Consider the following 16,827-nt stretch of genomic DNA (forward strand, 5'->3'; position numbering starts at 1 on the left):
ACACGCGATTCTCAATCTATTATTTGTCTATAAGACAAACACGGTATATTTTGTTCGAGAATAATATGAAACATATTAAGTAAGAGAATTATACTTCTCTCCTCTTACAAGCAGGCATAATTCAGCCTTTTGCAACCCTTACATTATAACATAGAATATTCTCGTTTCAATAACTGAACGATTCTTTTTCATAATTATACAGGTAAATGCCCTTCTCTCTCCACGCGTAAAAACCATTGATAGGCAATATGAAACTCTTCAACGGTAATATTATACGCCGCCATAAGTTCCTCTTCATCGATGATCAATCCGAAACGCTTTCTCCCGATTCGCTCTAAAACCGCTGCCCATACTTCTACTTTATCTATTAGTAATGGGAACGGGAAAATACTAGCTTGCATTTCTCTCCAATATGTAATAATCGCCTCAAACATATTTGGATTATCACTTTCTAAACGATTAGATAATATATGTATAACTTTCTTCGAGTACTCATCATTATGATCCAAATGAGCTGGAATAATCATTATTCTTTCGCCAAATTTTTCTACTTCTATTTCTTCTTTCATACGCTTCTCTACCATTTTGTATATAATAGAAGTTTTTAAATATGGATGTCGCGTGCTATCAACGAGAAATTTCCGTAAAGCTGGCAAAGCTTTTTCGAGGTTTTTAATTAAAAGAGCATGAATTACCTGTAGCTGCTGCCCAAAATTTTCTACAAATAGTTTTTTCGAAAATTCTTCCAGATCAAAATCTGATTCTACTAGCGTCGTTTCCTCACCATTTAGCATATTCTCCGCAAATTGGGCAAGCTGCGCTAACTTTTCTCTTTGCTCTACAGTCAATTCTTTCTTCTGCAAAACCTCTTCAACAGTCTCAATTACACCTACATAATCATTTGTTTGAACTAAAATAGTCACGTATGTTTCAAGAATATCCCCAAACAAGACTGTTCCTGTTTCAAGCAACTTCTCACATCGGTCTTTTGATTCTTCCATTCGCTTTAATTCTAATAAACAAATAACTGAAGCTAATTCTGTTTGCTCTGTTTCTCCATTATACTGGCGTAATATTTCAAAACAGCGCAATGCATCTTCGAACTTCCGCTCCCGCAGCGCCATAAACCCTTGATCAATATAACGCTCTGACAACTGCGGAAACAATACGACCGTATTTTCTTTTTTATCCATACGTCCGCCTCTTTTTTTAGATTTTAAATATCTTCAAAGTAAATATAACAAATGGCTGTTAAGAAAACAACATTCCAAATACATTTATTTGAAATATGAAAATATTCGACTTTTATAATTAAAACGAAAAAATCATATCAGAAAATCCTCTTTATACATATAAAAAACCCTCAGCAAATAACGCAGAGGATTTCCTCATTAATGGGCAGCTTTTATAATTGTAGGATATACGAAAAGAGTAATCATTTGGAGAACAATAATTGTAACAACAACCATGCTAAAAAAGAAGATTGGCTTACTTCGTTTCATCAAAAACATAATAATAAGCATAATGCAGGCAAGTAAACACATAAAAAATAAACTTGTAGTAGGACTCAGTATTCCGCTAGGGACAAATGACAATAATATAACACTACAAACACCTATAATTCCGAGTAACCATTCCATTCATTTATCCTTTCCCTCTCATAACAATTCTCTCTATGCTACTAAATGTTTTACAACCTCAATTACATCTGTTAATTTCTCATATGCAACAAACCCGAAAGCTACTGTTAAAGCCGTTACGACTAATCCTTTCATGTTTTTCTTCCTCCTCGTGTCATCTTCGTTACCTTAATTATAAAGAACTGGCATTTTGTTACCATCGAACTTTCTTACACTTACCTTACAGAATTGTAAGATTTCAAAAGAAAAAAACCACCTAACATACTTGAAAGTGGTTTTACGGGAGTTCTCTATAATCGTCTGCAAAATTAACATTCTTTTCTTAGTACTTATTTGGTGGATTTATTCTTAAACTAATTGATTTACGAAACACTTTTGTAATTATTTATTACATCACATTCGAGATATTTCTCTCCTTCACCTTCTTATAAATTTTTAAATACAGCCTAATTCCCTTGTTGAAAAATGTTAAAATATTTTTATGTAATTCAAAATCCAGAAATTAAAGGGGATGATCCATATGTTCAAAAAAGTAGCTGCTGATGTTCTCGGGCTAAGCGATGTAGGTTCTGTAATCACACCGAAAGATTATGATAAAGTGGATGCTGATGATTATGTGATGCATGAAGATGGAGAAAAAATTTATTTTCTAATTAAATCAAAATCAGATGAATATTGTTTTACAAACAAAGGGTTAATTCACTTAGATGGTACGAGTGCAGCAAGTAAAAAACGTACATTACGCCGCTTCAGCTACAGCAAACATCAAATTAAAAATGTAGCGTTAGAAACTGCTGGTACAATCGATTTAGATGTAGAAATTAAATTCCATATGGGAGATGAATATTACTCAATTGACGTTCATAAAAAACATATCGAGGAATTAAAAGACTTATATAAAGCTCTTCTCAAAATTGAGGAAATTTCATACGAAAATGATATTACATTACAATATGCTCATAAAAGTTTAGATATGGCTTCTAACACATTTAGTCGTATTACGAATGCACAAGTTAATTTAGCAGAGCAATTTAAAGAAATGAATCAAATTGCGTTTAATTGGCTTGTGGATACGAAGAAGCAATATAACGTGAAAGATTATGGGTTTGTTTTTGAAAAATTTATTAACGATTAATTTTTGAATAAACAAAAAACCTTGTCATCAAAAGATAACAAGGTTTTTTTAGCGTCCCAGGAGAGATTCGAACTCCCGACCGACGGCTTAGAAGGCCGTTGCTCTATCCTGCTGAGCTACTGGGACATGGAGCGGGTGAAGAGAATCGAACTCTCGACCAGAGCTTGGAAGGCTCTTGTTTTACCACTAAACTACACCCGCATATTTTGTTTTCATTTCCGTCTGATATCTTATCGACAAGCTTTATTATATTTGCACACGCAGATAAAGTCAACACCTTTTTTCAAAGAGGATAATTTTTCTTATCCTCTTTGAAAAGTTTTATGTGCGACAACTTTTCCAGCTAATGTTTCAAATCGAATTTCAATGTCCTTTTCATTTACTTCTAACAAAGTAAATGTTTTTTCTTTACGGGAACGTGGCAGTAAAATGCTTCCTGGATTGATGAATAAAATACCATCAATAAATTCCGCTCCCAACATATGAGAATGTCCAAAACATACAATATTCGCTCCCACTTCTTTTGCACGATATAAAAGTGTTTGCAAAGTCATTTTAATATTGTATCGATGACCGTGTGTAGCAAAAAAGCGCATTTCATCTACATCAGTAATGATTTCTTCTTCAAAACCATTATAAAGATCGCAATTCCCTTTTACTACTTGGAACCCTCGTAAATCTGGATGATCTGGCGTTAGTTCTGAATCACCGCAATGAATCATAACATCTACATTTCCCTCATATGTATCTTTTAATTGCTGTAATTCTTTCGTAGAACCGTGACTATCGCTTACAATTAAAGCTCTCATCGGTCTCTCTCCCTTATTCTTCTTCTAAAAACCACGCTGGAATTTTTTCTTCCAACTTACGAAGAGCACGCCCGCGGTGACTGATTTCATTTTTCTCATCTGAAGTTAACTCTGCCATCGCTCGTTTGTATTCTTCTACATAAAAGATTGGATCATATCCGAAGCCATTTTCACCACGACATTGCTCTAGAATTTTCCCTTCGCACGTTCCATTTACAATAACCGACTCTTTATTTTCTTCTGGAAAAGCAACCGCTAACGCACAATAAAAACGCGCTGTACGCTTTTCCATCGAAACGCCATCTAATCCTGTTAAAACTTTATCGATATTTGCCTGATCATCTTTTTGCTCACCAGCATAGCGAGCAGAGCGCACACCAGGATTTCCATTCAACGCATCAACAATTAGCCCTGAATCATCCGCAATAACAATTGAATTTAACTGTTTACATAAACTGTCCGCTTTCAAAAGTGCATTTTCTTCAAATGTTTCACCAGTTTCCTCGACTTCTTCAATATTAGGGAAGTCATGAAGAGATTTTACTTCTAAGTCAAATCTCTCAAATAGCTCGGCAAATTCACGTACTTTCCCCATATTTTTCGTTGCTACAACAACATGTTTCATATTTCCCACCTCTACTCTATATGAGATACGATGTCACCTAATGCTTCTTTTTGTTTTTCAATGAGTTGTAAAATCCCATTTTCAGCTGCATCAAGTAATTCATTTAACTCTGCACGGCTAAATGTTGCTTCTTCTCCAGTTCCTTGCACTTCAACAAAATGGCCTTTCCCCGTCATAATAACGTTCATATCAACATCAGCTTGAGAATCTTCTGCATAGTTTAAATCTAAAACTACACCTTGGTCTTCAACAATTCCAACGGATGTTGCAGCTAAATAATCTTTTACTGGAATTTTAGATACTTTTTCTGCTTGTAATAACTTTTCAAATGCTAACACCATCGCGACATAAGCACCCGTAATAGACGCTGTTCGTGTTCCTCCATCTGCCTGGATTACATCACAATCAATCCAAACCGTTCTTTCCCCAAGTGCTTCCAAATCAACAACCGCACGTAATGCTCGTCCAATTAAACGTTGAATTTCCATTGTGCGACCAGTTACTTTCCCTTTACTGGACTCACGAATTGTACGTTGTTCTGTTGCGCGTGGAATCATGGCGTATTCAGCTGTTACCCACCCTTTTCCTTCGCCTCTCATAAATGGTGGCACACGTTCTTCAATCGTTGCCGAACAAATAACCTTTGTATCTCCAACTTCAATTAGTACAGACCCTTCTGGATGTTTTAAATAATTTGTATGAAGATGTATATTGCGTAGTTCTGCCGCTTGTCTACCATCTACTCGCATAAAATAACCCCCTACCTAGTAACTGCTACTTGTTAGTATAGCCCGTTTTAAATTTATGATTATGTATATCAACAGAAGAAGGGGAACTCAAAAAGAAATTCCCCTTTCCTACATAAGTATATCAAATTATTTACGATTAAAAACTACCTGTATTCACGTTTTGCGGACGATCAACAGGTTTTGTTAATTTCTCACCCTTCTCGTTAACAAGATTTGCTTTTCCATTTACTTCAACAGAAACATTTTTCACACCTTGTTTTTCCGTTAAAGATAGAACGAGTGATTGCAGTACATAATTTGAAATCATACTTTTTCCTTTGTTCACATATATATTTTCATTGAAATTCAATGTAACCTTTCCATCTTGCACTTTCGGTTCACTAACGAGCTTTACATCTGGATTAAAATCATTAAGTAAAGCTGAACCCGACGGTCCTTTAACAAGCTCATTCACAACCGTTGCTACTTCATGTTCCTTTCCTTCTGCCACGCGGCGTGTTACTGGCACATAGTACTGTTTTTTATTATTTCGCGCTAGGAAATAAAGTGTAACCGGCTTCGTATTCGTTACATCCGCCACTTGCTCATCATCAAAGTTAATTCCATCCGCACGGCTAACCCCTTCACCAATCGGTGTACCAGCAACCGGCATCGTTTCTAAATTTTTACCGTTCATCTGAAATTTGACTTGCTTAATTTCTTTAAATTGCGTCAATGTCCATGCTACAGATTCCACGATTTGACGCTCTTCTTCTTTTTTATAATTTTTTATTTCCTTTGAGAAATCAACAACTGCTGTCCCATCTTTTTTCACATCAACTGACAGCGTTGTATTCGCTGGAAGAACCGCTTGAAATCCATTTGGCAACATATTTGTTACAGGACCATCCTTCACAAGATATTCCAATGTTTGCTTCACAACTGCATTCCCTTTGGGCGCAGGTAAATCAAATGTTTGCGGTACAACATAACCATTTTTATCAACGAGGTATAAATCATATTTCTTCGTTTGCCCTTGTTTTTCTTTTGTAGCAGTCTCTTTCTTCTCACCATCTGTATACGTAACTTTTTTTGGTGGATCAATTTGTTCCGTTTCTTTCTCCTGATTTAACAAACCGCATCCTGATAATAAAACTGCGCTTACTGTAACACAAACAAGCCATTTAAAAGTGGATTTAGGCATACCATTTCCCCCTAAAATCTAAGTTTGTACTATATGTATACGAGCTCTTTATCATTTTAGAACAAGCAATAACAACTTATCTTACAATTTACTAAACAAAAAAACTCCTGATTTCTCAGAAGTTTTTTATACAAATCTATTATTAACTTGTTTACAAATTAATATGTTTTACATTTTCAATCGGCTGTCCAAACCATTTAGAAGCAATTTCTTTGAATAAATCTATTTTTCCTGTGGTTAAGAAAAGATGGTCGCTTTGTTCTTCCCCTTCATTTAACATTTTACTATGATATAGTATCGTACTTACTTCACGAGCTGTTTCATCTCCAGAACTAATTAACTGCACCTTATCTCCCATTACCCGCTTAATAACTGGGCCTAGAATCGGATAATGTGTACATCCTAAAATCAGCGTATCAATTTCAGTATTTTTCAGTGGTTGCAACGTTTCTCTAACAACCTCATACGCCATCTCACTCTCAAAGTTTCCACTTTCAACAAGTTCAACAAATGGCGGACACGCTAAGCTTTCTACCATAACGCGGTTATTAATGGACTTTAACGCATCTTCATACGCACCACTTTTCACCGTTCCAATTGTTCCAATAATACCAACATGGTACGTATTCGTCACTTTTAAAGCTGTACGCGAACCAGGATGAATCACACCCACTACTGGAATTTTTAATTGTTTTTGCATCTCTTCAAGTACGACCGCAGTTGCAGTATTACAAGCAATAACTAGCATTTTAATATCAAGTGCTAATAAATACTCTGTCATTTCCCATGTGAATTGACGCACTTCCTCGCGAGAACGCGGGCCATAAGGACAACGTGCTGTATCTCCTAAATATATAATACGCTCTTTTGGCAGCTGACGAATTAACTCTTTCGCTACCGTTAATCCCCCTACTCCCGAATCAATGACACCAATTGCTCTATTCAACATAATCACCCGTTTTCTCATTCATCATCTTATTTTTTTGCATATCATTATATCTTACATACTTTAGATCTTTACAGATCCAAAATATACCTGTTAATAGATTTCCAAATATGTACCTGTATAGACCAGGACTTTTTTATTTTGCTCCTTTTCTTCGCAATTTGCAAGACAGAAAAATAGCCGACCTTTTATAAAAAGTCGGCTTCACCTATTATAATTCGAGTTCCCCCATACGAAGAAGCTCAACAACCGCTTGCGAACGTCCTTTAACCCCTAGCTTTTGCATTGCATTTGATATGTGGTTGCGTACAGTTTTTTCACTAATAAATAGTTCACTTGCAATTTCTTTCGTCGTTTTATCTTGAACCAATAATTCAAAGACTTCTCTCTCTCTCTTTGTGAGTAACGGTTTAGATTGATATGCTTTTTCCTTCAACTGGTATAACCCTCCTTGCTTAAGCCAGAGCTGTATATGTGTAAGTTGGGTGTTTATTTAGTCAAGATATTGTATGAACAAAATGTGCAGGTGGTGAATGAAAATGGGCTAATTTCGGCACGTTATTTATGATTTATATATATGTAAGAACTTCCAAAAAATCTTTTTCAAACAATAATCTCTATTCATCAAAAAAATTATTAAATAATAAGCGTGAAAATCCCCAAACTCCATTTATTACCTCTTTCTTTTCAGAAAGATTCATCAATAAACAGTCAATACTACCAAACAGGGATGTATGTGTTCATACCAATCCGCTTTGCACGCAAAATTTTATGTATTGGTGGTGTCATTATGTTTTCGGCCTTCAAACGATTTTTAATCGGTAGACCACTTAAGTCAACAGCACTCGGGGAACAAAAATTAAATAAACTAAAGGCACTCGCGATCCTTTCTTCTGACGCCCTTTCTTCTGTCGCTTACGGAACAGAACAAATTTTAATTGTATTAGCTGCATTTGGAGCGATTGCTTTTTGGTATTCCATCCCGATCGCAATTGGCGTTTTAATCTTATTGACAGCGCTCATTTTATCATACCGACAAATTATTTTTTCTTATCCGCATGGCGGAGGTGCTTATGTTGTTTCCAAAACAAACTTAGGCACAAATGCTGGGCTTATTGCAGGAGGATCATTACTTGTTGATTATATCCTTACTGTAGCTGTAAGTGTTTCAGCTGGAACCGATGCTATTACATCTGCTTTTCCGGCTTTGCACACATACACCGTTCCAATCGCGGTCATACTTGTTTTATTTATTACAATTTTGAATCTAAGAGGCGTAACGGAGTCAGCATCGATTCTAGCTTATCCTGTCTATCTCTTTGCCTTTGCACTTGTTATTTTAATTATTGCTGGTGTTTTTAAAATTTTTTCTGGGCAAGCTCCCGCTCATTTACATACACCGATTGGAACAGTCGTGCCTGGCATTACACTCTTCTTCTTGTTGAAGGCTTTTTCATCTGGTTGTTCCGCTTTAACAGGGGTAGAGGCAATTTCCAATGCAATTCCAAATTTTAAAGAACCGGCTGCAAAAAATGCAGCAAAAACATTAGTTATCATGGGAACGATTCTTGCTATTTTATTTACGGGTATTACATTTTTAGCCTATTGGTATGGAATTGCTCCGAAACATAATGACACTGTCGTGTCCCAAATTGCTTCAAATATATTTGGAAGGAATTTTGTATACTACTTTATTCAAGGAACAACTGCGCTTATTTTAGTACTAGCTGCAAACACAGGTTTTTCAGCATTTCCACTTTTAGCATTTAATTTAGCATCAGATAAATATATGCCGCGTATGTATTTAATGCGTGGAGATCGCTTAGGGTATTCAAATGGAATCATTACGTTAGGTATTAGTTCTATGCTTTTAATCGTTGCATTCCAAGGTAAAACCGAGCAATTAATCCCGTTGTATGCTGTCGGGGTATTCATTCCTTTTACATTGTCACAAACAGGTATGATTATAAAATGGTTACGAGAAAAGCCAAAAGGATGGATGCCTAAGTTACTAACAAACTTATTAGGCGCTCTTATTTCATTAACTGTGCTTCTCATTTTTTTTATTACAAAATTTGCGCAAGTATGGTCCATTCTTATCTTTTTACCTATCATTGTTTTCATCTTTCATCGCATCCACAATCACTATGTTGCAGTAGGAGAACAGTTGCGCATCAATTTTAATGAAATTCCTGAAAAAGTAACTGGTAACGTCGTAATTGTTCCCGTCGCTGGTATTACAAAAGTAGTCGAACAATCCATCAATTACGCAGAAACAATTAGCGATCAAGTTATCGCTGTGTATGTAGCTTTTGATAAAGAAAGCGAACTACGTATGCAGGAAAAATGGAAAGAATGGCAACCGAATATTCGTCTCGTTACCTTTATCTCATCTTACCGAAGCTTAATGCGTCCTATCGCAAAATTAATTACAATTATTCAGCATAAGGCGCAAGAAAAGAATCGTTTCGTTACCGTTTTAATTCCGCAATTTATTACAAAAAAGAACTGGCATAACTTTTTACACAACCAATCGAGTGTATTACTACGTGTCTATCTTCTATATAAGAAAAATGTTATAGTCACAACAGTTCCTTACCGTTTCCGAAAATAAAAGCAATATATACGTAAAAGAAAGGAGGCTATCCTCTCCTTTCTTTTATGTGTACAACTGCCTTACAAAACTGTAATCTTCTTTCAGAAAAATGTAATATAATTCGATAGTTTACATATTCTTTTCCATGTAAGATAAAAGTATAAAGAATCACCAATACATAAAAGAAACAAAATGGTGATTAAAAAGGAGAGGGGTTTATAATGGAAAAAAAGTTACGTAGATCTGAAACTGATAAAGTTTTATTTGGTGTATGCGGTGGTTTAGGAGAATATTTTGATATAAGCGTTAGTATGATTCGCATACTTTGGGTTATTGCGATTCTATGCTTCGGAACAGGTTTTTTAGTCTATCTTGTTTGTTTGTTGCTTATGCCACGTTCTTACTAAAAAGGCACCGGTGCCCAATCGGTGCCTTTCTTTCATCTTGTCACTTTTTGATAGAGCATACTTTCTTTTTGTGTTAACAAATACTTATTTGCTAAAATAAGAAACACACTAGAAGTCCATGTAAACGCTAAATCACGCAATCCTTGCCCGGTTTGTGCATGAAAATTTTCAGCCATCCCACTTTTATTTGCCATCCTACAAAAACGAACAGCAATATCCTTTGCAAATTCATTTTTGCCAACTGCTTGTAAAGCCTCAGTCATAATAAATGTTGTCGGTGCCCAAATTGGCCCGCGCCAATATCCATCATCACGATAATATGGACTCCTTATACTCTCTGTTGCAAAACCATACTTTGTCAAAAAGTGATTTTCTTTTTTCAATTCTACAAGTAAGCTTTCAATGATTTCTTTAGGTAACCTTTTTCCTAAAATGAGAGGAATATATAACACAAGACTATCTGATACTTCATATGAATGATTCCCAGATTGCGGGGCAATAAAACGCTTTTCTCTCCAACAATGTTGAATCATACGATTGAGCGTTGTATTTGCTCGCGCTTCCCATCGCTTTGCTTCTTCTTCAAATCCAAGCTTCTCCGCGACCTCCGATAATACCTCCATTTGTAAAATAAGAAATGAGCTTAAGTCCGGACTCTCAATAGGGGCACCACGGTGAAAAATCGTACTATTATCCCAACCGCTATCATTCCCATGATTATATTGAGGAACCCCATCCTCATCATCATCTCGATATGTAAACCACCAATCCGTCCATTTGCATAACGGTTCATACACTTCTTGTAAATGCTCTTCTGTTATAAAATCTGTATGTTCCATCATCCATTTCAGCGTCCACCCATGAATAGGTGGTTTACAGCAATTCCATAGCCCACTTTTATCGTTAATATAATCCGGTAATACACCGCACTCATCTTGCTTATCAAAGAAAATCATAAATTGATCCCACGCCACTGTCGGCTGATGCATCGCTAATGCCATCGCATTAAAACAATGATCCCAACTCCATATATTTGTCATCCAGTTTTTTGACATATACATCGCTTTTCTCGGTAAATACCCTTCCGCTTCTACCATACAAGACCATGTAATATAAGCCGCTAACTCTCTTCCTTTCAATAAGTCTTTCGGGACAGCCAATGTATGACGTAACCAATTTACAAAATCCACTTCAGCAGCATCCACCGCCTCCGCGAATGTCTTCGTCTCCTTCGGCTTCTGCAATACTGTTTTGTATTCCGTTAGTTCCACATCAATCCCTGATTCTTCATCTTGCGCATAAATATCAACAATAATATGTTTACAACGAAGTTCTTCAAACGGGGCATCCATATGCATAACCCCTTCTATAGCAGATAAATGAAACCTCATTTCTTTTGAAAAGCTATTAATTTCCCACCCACCTTGTGCACTTGGAATACAGTAATCATACGAACTTGTAATCCCAATAAAACGTAGCTGCAATCGATCCGAATAAAAACGAATTGTATCAGAATGAGAGAAACAAATCTTCACATCACCTTCTACAGTTTGGAGCGTTAGTAAAGATGGCGACATCTTTGTTTCACATGGTAAAACCTCTCCTTCCCGATTTAATACCTCTATTTTAAACACTTCACCAAAATCGTCGTCACCACCGCGAATGTTTCGAATCAATAATCCGTTATCATAGTTTAAAGAAATAACTAAAAAAGAACCGTACCGACTAAATGGAACTTGTTGTAAATCAAACATTTATATCCCCCTAGGAAAGAGCCCTAGCAATAGAAGGGCTCTCTTGTAATTTAAGATTCTTTTACGATCTCAAAAGCTCGTTTATGATCCCCATTAAAAGGAACAATGTACACTTCAAACTGGCACGGCTCCGGCTTCAACTGATACTCCTGAAGCTGAGCCGGCCCACAACTCGCGCTTCCTAAACCATTTTGCTTATAATCTAGATGGAACGTAACAAACTCCCTTTCTTGTAATTCATATAAATGCTCTGCTTTCTCTAAATCTTCTGTCGTGTAAGGCAAGGCGCTAAAATTAAAATCTTGCGTACTATGCGCAACAAATCCAACATGATATTGATCATATAACGAAACCCACTTTACATCTGTTCGATTTCCCGTCTCTTGCGGAAAAACATACGGGAAAAATAAATCCTTTACAGTCATTTCATACAAATCTATTTTGTTCGCTTCTTTACTATCCACATATGATTCTCCTGGTCCACGTCCAAACCAACTTACATTTTGATATTGTTTTGGCAGACGCATTTCGAGCCCAATTCGCGGAAGCATCTCTGGTAAAGTACCGCTTGGATTCAACTTTGTCTCTATTTTCATAGCTCCGCTTCTTTCAATTTCATACGTATAAGTAAAAGCAATTTTCCAATTCACGACAAGCGGGGAAATAAATCCTTTCACAACAACTTCAACATTTCCATTTTCAAGTTGTACAGCTTCTATACTCGCTACGTCATGTTTCACAAGGTGTACATATTGTTCTTTCCATTTTTCAACTACATACATATCATTATCAATTGTTGCCCGCCAAATATTTAATTCAGGCCCTTCTTCCATAAGTGATTGCCCTTTAAAGGTCCAGTCTTTTATACACCCTGTTACAGGGTGAAAAGAAATAGCAAAACTTTCAGCAGCAACACGAATTTCCTCCTTTGTTTCATGTAAAGTTACTGGCTCATATAACTTCGAATCTCTTTTTCTTCTTATCTTTTTCAGAGCTGGAATACAAAATTGTTCCCAAGCTATTTCATGTCCTGCTACTCCCCAATTTGTATCTGCTCCTAATACAATCGATACTGTTACATAGCAATCCTCCTCTGTATGAAGGGCTATTTCATCTTTAAAGAGCAACTGAATCTCACAACTCTCTTTCGGTAACAAAGGCGGGGCATCTATAGAATCACTCGCAATTACTTTTCCTTCTTTTTTGACAGTCCACTGCACACGATAGCCTTTCAATGAGCGAAAATCATATATATTTTGTATCGAAATCCTACCACTTCGTATGTCTATCTCTCCTACTTTAATAGGTTCAATTATTTTCTTATATTGCAACAAAGCTGGCGATGGCGTTCGATCTGGCAAGAGTAGTCCATCAATGCAGAAATTACTATTATGCGGAGTATCTCCAAAGTTACCTCCATATGCAAAGTACTCTTCTCCATTTTCATTCACTTGACGTAATCCGTGATCAATCCATTCCCAAACAAAGCCACCTTGTAATCTTTTATGACTATAAATCGCTTCCCAATATTCTTTTAATCCGCCTGGTCCATTTCCCATCGCATGAGCATACTCACATAAAATATGAGGTTTTTCCCACTTTTCTTCTTCTGCATAACCAATAATCTTTTCGACTGAAGAATACATTGTACTAAAAATATCAGCGACTTTCGTTTCTCGATCCCCTTCGTAATGAATGATTCTTGATTGGTCCAATTCCCTACACTTATTCGCCATTGCAATAAAATTACAACCGAACCCAGATTCATTTCCGAGTGACCACATAATAATTGAAGAATGATTGCGATCTCGACGCACCATACGTTCCACACGATCTACATAAGCATTTTCCCATTCAGGATCATCACTTAATACGTTTGCATTACCAATCAACTCAAATCCATGGCATTCCAAATCAGCCTCATCAATTACATATAAACCATATTCATCGCATAGATCATAAAAACGTGGATCATTCGGATAATGTGCTGTTCGCACCGCATTAATATTATGCTGTTTCATAAGCATTACATCTTGTTTCATTGTTTCATATGTGACATATCTTCCTGTATCCGGGTCGTGATCGTGACGATTCACCCCTTTAAATATAATGGGAATACCATTGACAAGAAGATTTCTATCCTTCATCTCAATCATCCGGAAACCGATCTTCTGTGAAATCACTTCTACAACTTCACTATTTTCGTTTCGAATCGTGAACAATACAATATACAAATACGGGTCTTCTGCGGACCATTTCTGCGGCTTTTTGACAGAAAACGAATGTGTATCATCTATATCCCTTTTCCCCTGTAAGTCCAAATACGATGTATGTTGATCTAATACTTCCCCATTCTTATTACAAAACTTATACTCTAGTACATAATTTTTATTCAGTAATTGTTCGTTGCAAATCTTTGTACTTAGTTGTAATACACCATTTTCATAATTTTCATCAAGCGTTGTACATAACGTCATATCATAAATATGTACAGCAGGTTCATGCACAATGTACACATCACGAAAAATACCACTTAACCACCACATATCTTGATCTTCTATATAAGATCCATCACACCATCTATACACACATACTGTCATCGTATTCTTTCCGGCATGAACAAACGATGTAATATCAAACTCTGCCGTCAAACGACTTCCTTGGCTATATCCCACTTCTTCTCCATTTATCCATAAATGAAAGGCACTATCCACACCTTCAAATCGAATACGAATACATCCTCCGTTCCAACTTTCTGGTATATAAAATTCATTTTTATAACAACCCACTTGATTTTCAAATGGAACATGGGGTGGCTGAACCGGAAACGGATAATATAAATCGGTATAATGCGGCTTTCCGTATCCTTGCAATTGCCAATGCCCAGGTACATGAATCGTATCCCATTCACTACAATCAAAGTCACTTATGAAAAAATTCTCTGGAAGTTGCTTTGGGGATTCTAAGTACAAAAACTTCCACATTCCATTCAGCAATTTGTAATAAGAAGAGCTTTCACGCGTAAAAGATAGAGCCGCTTGTTCAGTTTGAAATGGAATAAAATGTGCTCTTCCCTCCATGCGATTCCGCCCTGTTACTTGAACATTTTCTAAGTCCTCTAACATGTTATGTCCCATATCGATCCTCCTTTTTGCATTCACTTTGTCACATCATTTCTACGCTCTATTATTTAAGGCCCGTATGCCCCGACTCTTCCACAATATAGCGTTGTGCGAAAAAGAAGAGTGCAAGAGGTACAATACTAATTAACAATGTCACCGCCATAATCCCTTCCATATCAACGCCAAACATACCTTTAAACTGTGCTAAGCCTAGCGTTAATGTATATTTGCTTTGGTCATTTAAGAAAATAAGCGGTCCTAGATAATCGTTCCAACATCCTAAAATATTAAAAACAGCAACAAGAATTAAAATCGGTTTCATAATCGGTAAATAAATACGGTAGTAAACTTGAAAAGCGTTCGCACCATCCATCCTTGCAGCCTCATCTAGCTCCTTTGGAACAGACATAATAAATTGTCTCATTAAAAAGATAAAAAACGCACCGCCAAACCAAGATGGAATAATTAAAGATTTTAACGTATTAATCCAGCCGAGAGCATTAAATTCCATATAAAGCGGAATCATCGTTACTTCCCACGGAATCATCATCGTCGCTAGCACAATCATGAACAAAATATCCCGTCCTTTAAATTTAAAACGTGCAAAACCGTATGCTACTAAAGAAGATGATATTAACTGTCCGATTGTTGAAAATACTGTTACAACAATTGAATTCCATAAAAAAGTATTAAATGGTTGACTCGTCCACGCCTTTGCAAAATTACTAAATTTAAACTCAGATGGAATCCACTTTGGCGGATATAAATATAATTCTTCTGGTGATTTCACAGATGTTGTAATCATCCAAAAGAAGGGCAATAAAAATAAAATGGAAAAACCTATTAATAGTGCGTACACTACAATTCGATGTATGCGCTTCTTCGTTCTCACACTGCATCCTCCTTATTCATCTTCTACTTTGACTTCATCTCATTTTCATAATAAACCCAAGCTGCTGATGATTTAAAAACAAGTAGTGTTAACCCTAAAATGATTAAAAACATAAACCAAGCATTCGCTGATGAATAGCCCATTTTAAAATACTTAAATGCATTTTCATATACATACATCGCGTAAAAATAGGTGGACTTTAATGGACCTCCGCCGGTTAATACAAGCGCTAATGTTAATTGTTGAAACGCACCGATAATTGTTGTAATTAAATTAAATAAAATCGTCGGCGTTAACATCGGCAATGTAATTTTGAAAAATTGTTGCACTTTTCCAGCTCCATCAATGGAAGCAGCCTCATACAAGTTTTGCGGGATATTTTTTAATCCTGCTAAAAAAATGAGCATAAGCGTACCTTGTCCCCATAAACTAGCAATTACCATCGCAATTAGCGACCAGTTCGGATCACTTAACCAATTTGGTCCTTTTATACCAACAAGCGATAGAAAGTAATTCAAAATACCATACTCTCCGTTATACACCCATGCCCAAATCATCGCTAAAGCCACACCAGAAATAACGCTTGGCAAATAGAAAAATGTTCGAAAAAACGCATATCCTTTTACCTTTTGATTTAGCAAAATCGCTAAAAATAGGGCAATAATTAAATTAAACGGAACAAATAATGCTGCAAATTTCACAGTAACCCATAACGAGTCCCAAAACATCGGGTCATTTAGAAACATATCTTGATAGTTTTTTAGTCCAACAAATTGAACTTCTCCAATAAGCGGCCAGTCAAAAAAACTAATAAATAATGAAAATAAAAGAGGACCAAGGGTAAAGGCTACAAAGCCAAATACCCATGGAAATATAAATGCATAAGGAACGAGTTTCTCCCATTTCATTTTCTTTTTCCTAATGGCTATATTCGTTTCACTTTCTATAGATACTCCATATTTCAACATC

At 36.2% G+C, this 16,827-nt stretch carries 15 protein-coding genes and 2 tRNA genes; 3 read left to right on the plus strand and 14 right to left on the minus strand.

Going from position 1 to position 16,827, the window contains the following annotated elements; genetic code table 11:
- Positions 1–194: 194 nt before the first annotated feature.
- Positions 195–1,193, minus strand: coding sequence for a hypothetical protein (locus JDS96_RS05865; protein WP_097795381.1), 999 nt, complete (start codon positions 1,191–1,193; stop codon positions 195–197).
- Positions 1,194–1,391: 198 nt separating this feature from the next.
- Positions 1,392–1,640 (minus strand): hypothetical protein, encoded by a 249-nt coding sequence (locus JDS96_RS05870; RefSeq protein ID WP_018764400.1) that lies wholly within the window; start codon positions 1,638–1,640, stop codon positions 1,392–1,394.
- A 520-nt stretch (positions 1,641–2,160) separates the two neighbouring features.
- Between JDS96_RS05870 and JDS96_RS05875 the strand changes: the two genes are divergently transcribed.
- Positions 2,161–2,775 carry a PH domain-containing protein gene (locus JDS96_RS05875; protein WP_003200781.1) on the plus strand — a complete coding sequence of 205 codons (615 nt, stop codon included), beginning with the start codon at positions 2,161–2,163 and terminating at the stop codon, positions 2,773–2,775.
- A gap of 52 nt (positions 2,776–2,827) precedes the next feature.
- Here JDS96_RS05875 and JDS96_RS05880 read toward each other — a convergent pair.
- The 8 genes from JDS96_RS05880 to gerE form a co-directional block, all read right to left on the minus strand.
- Positions 2,828–2,901 (minus strand) — tRNA-Arg (locus JDS96_RS05880).
- A 1-nt stretch (position 2,902) separates the two neighbouring features.
- Positions 2,903–2,976 (minus strand) — tRNA-Gly (locus JDS96_RS05885).
- A gap of 101 nt (positions 2,977–3,077) precedes the next feature.
- Positions 3,078–3,584, minus strand: coding sequence for a metallophosphoesterase (locus JDS96_RS05890; RefSeq protein ID WP_003200763.1), 507 nt, complete (start codon positions 3,582–3,584; stop codon positions 3,078–3,080).
- A gap of 13 nt (positions 3,585–3,597) precedes the next feature.
- Positions 3,598–4,209 (minus strand): XTP/dITP diphosphatase, encoded by a 612-nt coding sequence (locus JDS96_RS05895; protein WP_199666366.1) that lies wholly within the window; start codon positions 4,207–4,209, stop codon positions 3,598–3,600.
- Positions 4,210–4,220: 11 nt separating this feature from the next.
- On the minus strand, positions 4,221–4,958 hold the full coding sequence (rph, locus tag JDS96_RS05900) for a ribonuclease PH (RefSeq protein ID WP_003200759.1): 738 nt from the start codon (positions 4,956–4,958) through the stop codon (positions 4,221–4,223).
- A 136-nt stretch (positions 4,959–5,094) separates the two neighbouring features.
- Positions 5,095–6,141 (minus strand): GerMN domain-containing protein, encoded by a 1,047-nt coding sequence (locus JDS96_RS05905; protein ID WP_003200757.1) that lies wholly within the window; start codon positions 6,139–6,141, stop codon positions 5,095–5,097.
- 151 nt (positions 6,142–6,292) lie between these two features.
- Positions 6,293–7,108 (minus strand): glutamate racemase, encoded by an 816-nt coding sequence (gene racE, locus JDS96_RS05910; RefSeq protein ID WP_003208646.1) that lies wholly within the window; start codon positions 7,106–7,108, stop codon positions 6,293–6,295.
- Positions 7,109–7,298: 190 nt separating this feature from the next.
- Positions 7,299–7,523 carry a spore germination transcription factor GerE gene (gene gerE, locus JDS96_RS05915; protein WP_000659494.1) on the minus strand — a complete coding sequence of 75 codons (225 nt, stop codon included), beginning with the start codon at positions 7,521–7,523 and terminating at the stop codon, positions 7,299–7,301.
- 354 nt (positions 7,524–7,877) lie between these two features.
- Here gerE and JDS96_RS05920 point away from each other — a divergent pair, with 354 nt between their 5' ends.
- Together JDS96_RS05920 and JDS96_RS05925 are read left to right on the plus strand one after the other, a co-directional pair.
- Positions 7,878–9,701, plus strand: a complete 1,824-nt coding sequence (locus JDS96_RS05920; protein ID WP_018764402.1) for an APC family permease — start codon at positions 7,878–7,880, stop codon at positions 9,699–9,701.
- A 203-nt stretch (positions 9,702–9,904) separates the two neighbouring features.
- Positions 9,905–10,090 (plus strand): PspC domain-containing protein, encoded by a 186-nt coding sequence (locus tag JDS96_RS05925; protein ID WP_003200751.1) that lies wholly within the window; start codon positions 9,905–9,907, stop codon positions 10,088–10,090.
- Between the two features lie 32 nt (positions 10,091–10,122).
- Here JDS96_RS05925 and JDS96_RS05930 read toward each other — a convergent pair whose 3' ends face one another.
- From JDS96_RS05930 to JDS96_RS05945, 4 genes are read right to left on the minus strand one after another with little or no spacing between them, the layout of a single operon-like run.
- Positions 10,123–11,844: an amylo-alpha-1,6-glucosidase gene (locus tag JDS96_RS05930; RefSeq protein ID WP_199666367.1), complete on the minus strand. Its 1,722-nt coding sequence runs from the start codon at positions 11,842–11,844 to the stop codon at positions 10,123–10,125.
- 50 nt (positions 11,845–11,894) lie between these two features.
- Positions 11,895–14,981: a beta-galactosidase, LacZ type gene (gene lacZ / locus JDS96_RS05935; RefSeq protein ID WP_199666368.1), complete on the minus strand. Its 3,087-nt coding sequence runs from the start codon at positions 14,979–14,981 to the stop codon at positions 11,895–11,897.
- 49 nt (positions 14,982–15,030) lie between these two features.
- Positions 15,031–15,858: a carbohydrate ABC transporter permease gene (locus tag JDS96_RS05940; RefSeq protein WP_018764405.1), complete on the minus strand. Its 828-nt coding sequence runs from the start codon at positions 15,856–15,858 to the stop codon at positions 15,031–15,033.
- Between the two features lie 23 nt (positions 15,859–15,881).
- On the minus strand, positions 15,882–16,826 hold the full coding sequence (locus JDS96_RS05945; protein ID WP_018764406.1) for a carbohydrate ABC transporter permease: 945 nt from the start codon (positions 16,824–16,826) through the stop codon (positions 15,882–15,884).
- Position 16,827 lies beyond the last annotated feature (1 nt).

This window comes from Bacillus cereus group sp. N21, assembly GCF_016483395.1.
GTDB classification, from domain to species: domain Bacteria; phylum Bacillota; class Bacilli; order Bacillales; family Bacillaceae_G; genus Bacillus_A; species Bacillus_A pseudomycoides.

Bases quoted from the DNA above. Each gene is read 5' to 3' on its own strand.
- JDS96_RS05865 (WP_097795381.1), bottom strand. From the start codon at position 1,193: ATGGATAAAAAAGAAAATACGGTCGTATTGTTTCCGCAGTTGTCAGAG.
- JDS96_RS05870 (WP_018764400.1), bottom strand. From the start codon at position 1,640: ATGGAATGGTTACTCGGAATTATAGGTGTTTGTAGTGTTATATTATTG.
- JDS96_RS05875 (WP_003200781.1), top strand. From the start codon at position 2,161: ATGTTCAAAAAAGTAGCTGCTGATGTTCTCGGGCTAAGCGATGTAGGT.
- JDS96_RS05890 (WP_003200763.1), bottom strand. From the start codon at position 3,584: ATGAGAGCTTTAATTGTAAGCGATAGTCACGGTTCTACGAAAGAATTA.
- JDS96_RS05895 (WP_199666366.1), bottom strand. From the start codon at position 4,209: ATGAAACATGTTGTTGTAGCAACGAAAAATATGGGGAAAGTACGTGAA.
- rph (WP_003200759.1), bottom strand. From the start codon at position 4,958: ATGCGAGTAGATGGTAGACAAGCGGCAGAACTACGCAATATACATCTT.
- JDS96_RS05905 (WP_003200757.1), bottom strand. From the start codon at position 6,141: ATGCCTAAATCCACTTTTAAATGGCTTGTTTGTGTTACAGTAAGCGCA.
- racE (WP_003208646.1), bottom strand. From the start codon at position 7,108: ATGAGAAAACGGGTGATTATGTTGAATAGAGCAATTGGTGTCATTGAT.
- JDS96_RS05920 (WP_018764402.1), top strand. From the start codon at position 7,878: ATGTTTTCGGCCTTCAAACGATTTTTAATCGGTAGACCACTTAAGTCA.
- JDS96_RS05925 (WP_003200751.1), top strand. From the start codon at position 9,905: ATGGAAAAAAAGTTACGTAGATCTGAAACTGATAAAGTTTTATTTGGT.
- JDS96_RS05930 (WP_199666367.1), bottom strand. From the start codon at position 11,844: ATGTTTGATTTACAACAAGTTCCATTTAGTCGGTACGGTTCTTTTTTA.
- lacZ (WP_199666368.1), bottom strand. From the start codon at position 14,981: ATGGGACATAACATGTTAGAGGACTTAGAAAATGTTCAAGTAACAGGG.
- JDS96_RS05945 (WP_018764406.1), bottom strand. From the start codon at position 16,826: ATGTTGAAATATGGAGTATCTATAGAAAGTGAAACGAATATAGCCATT.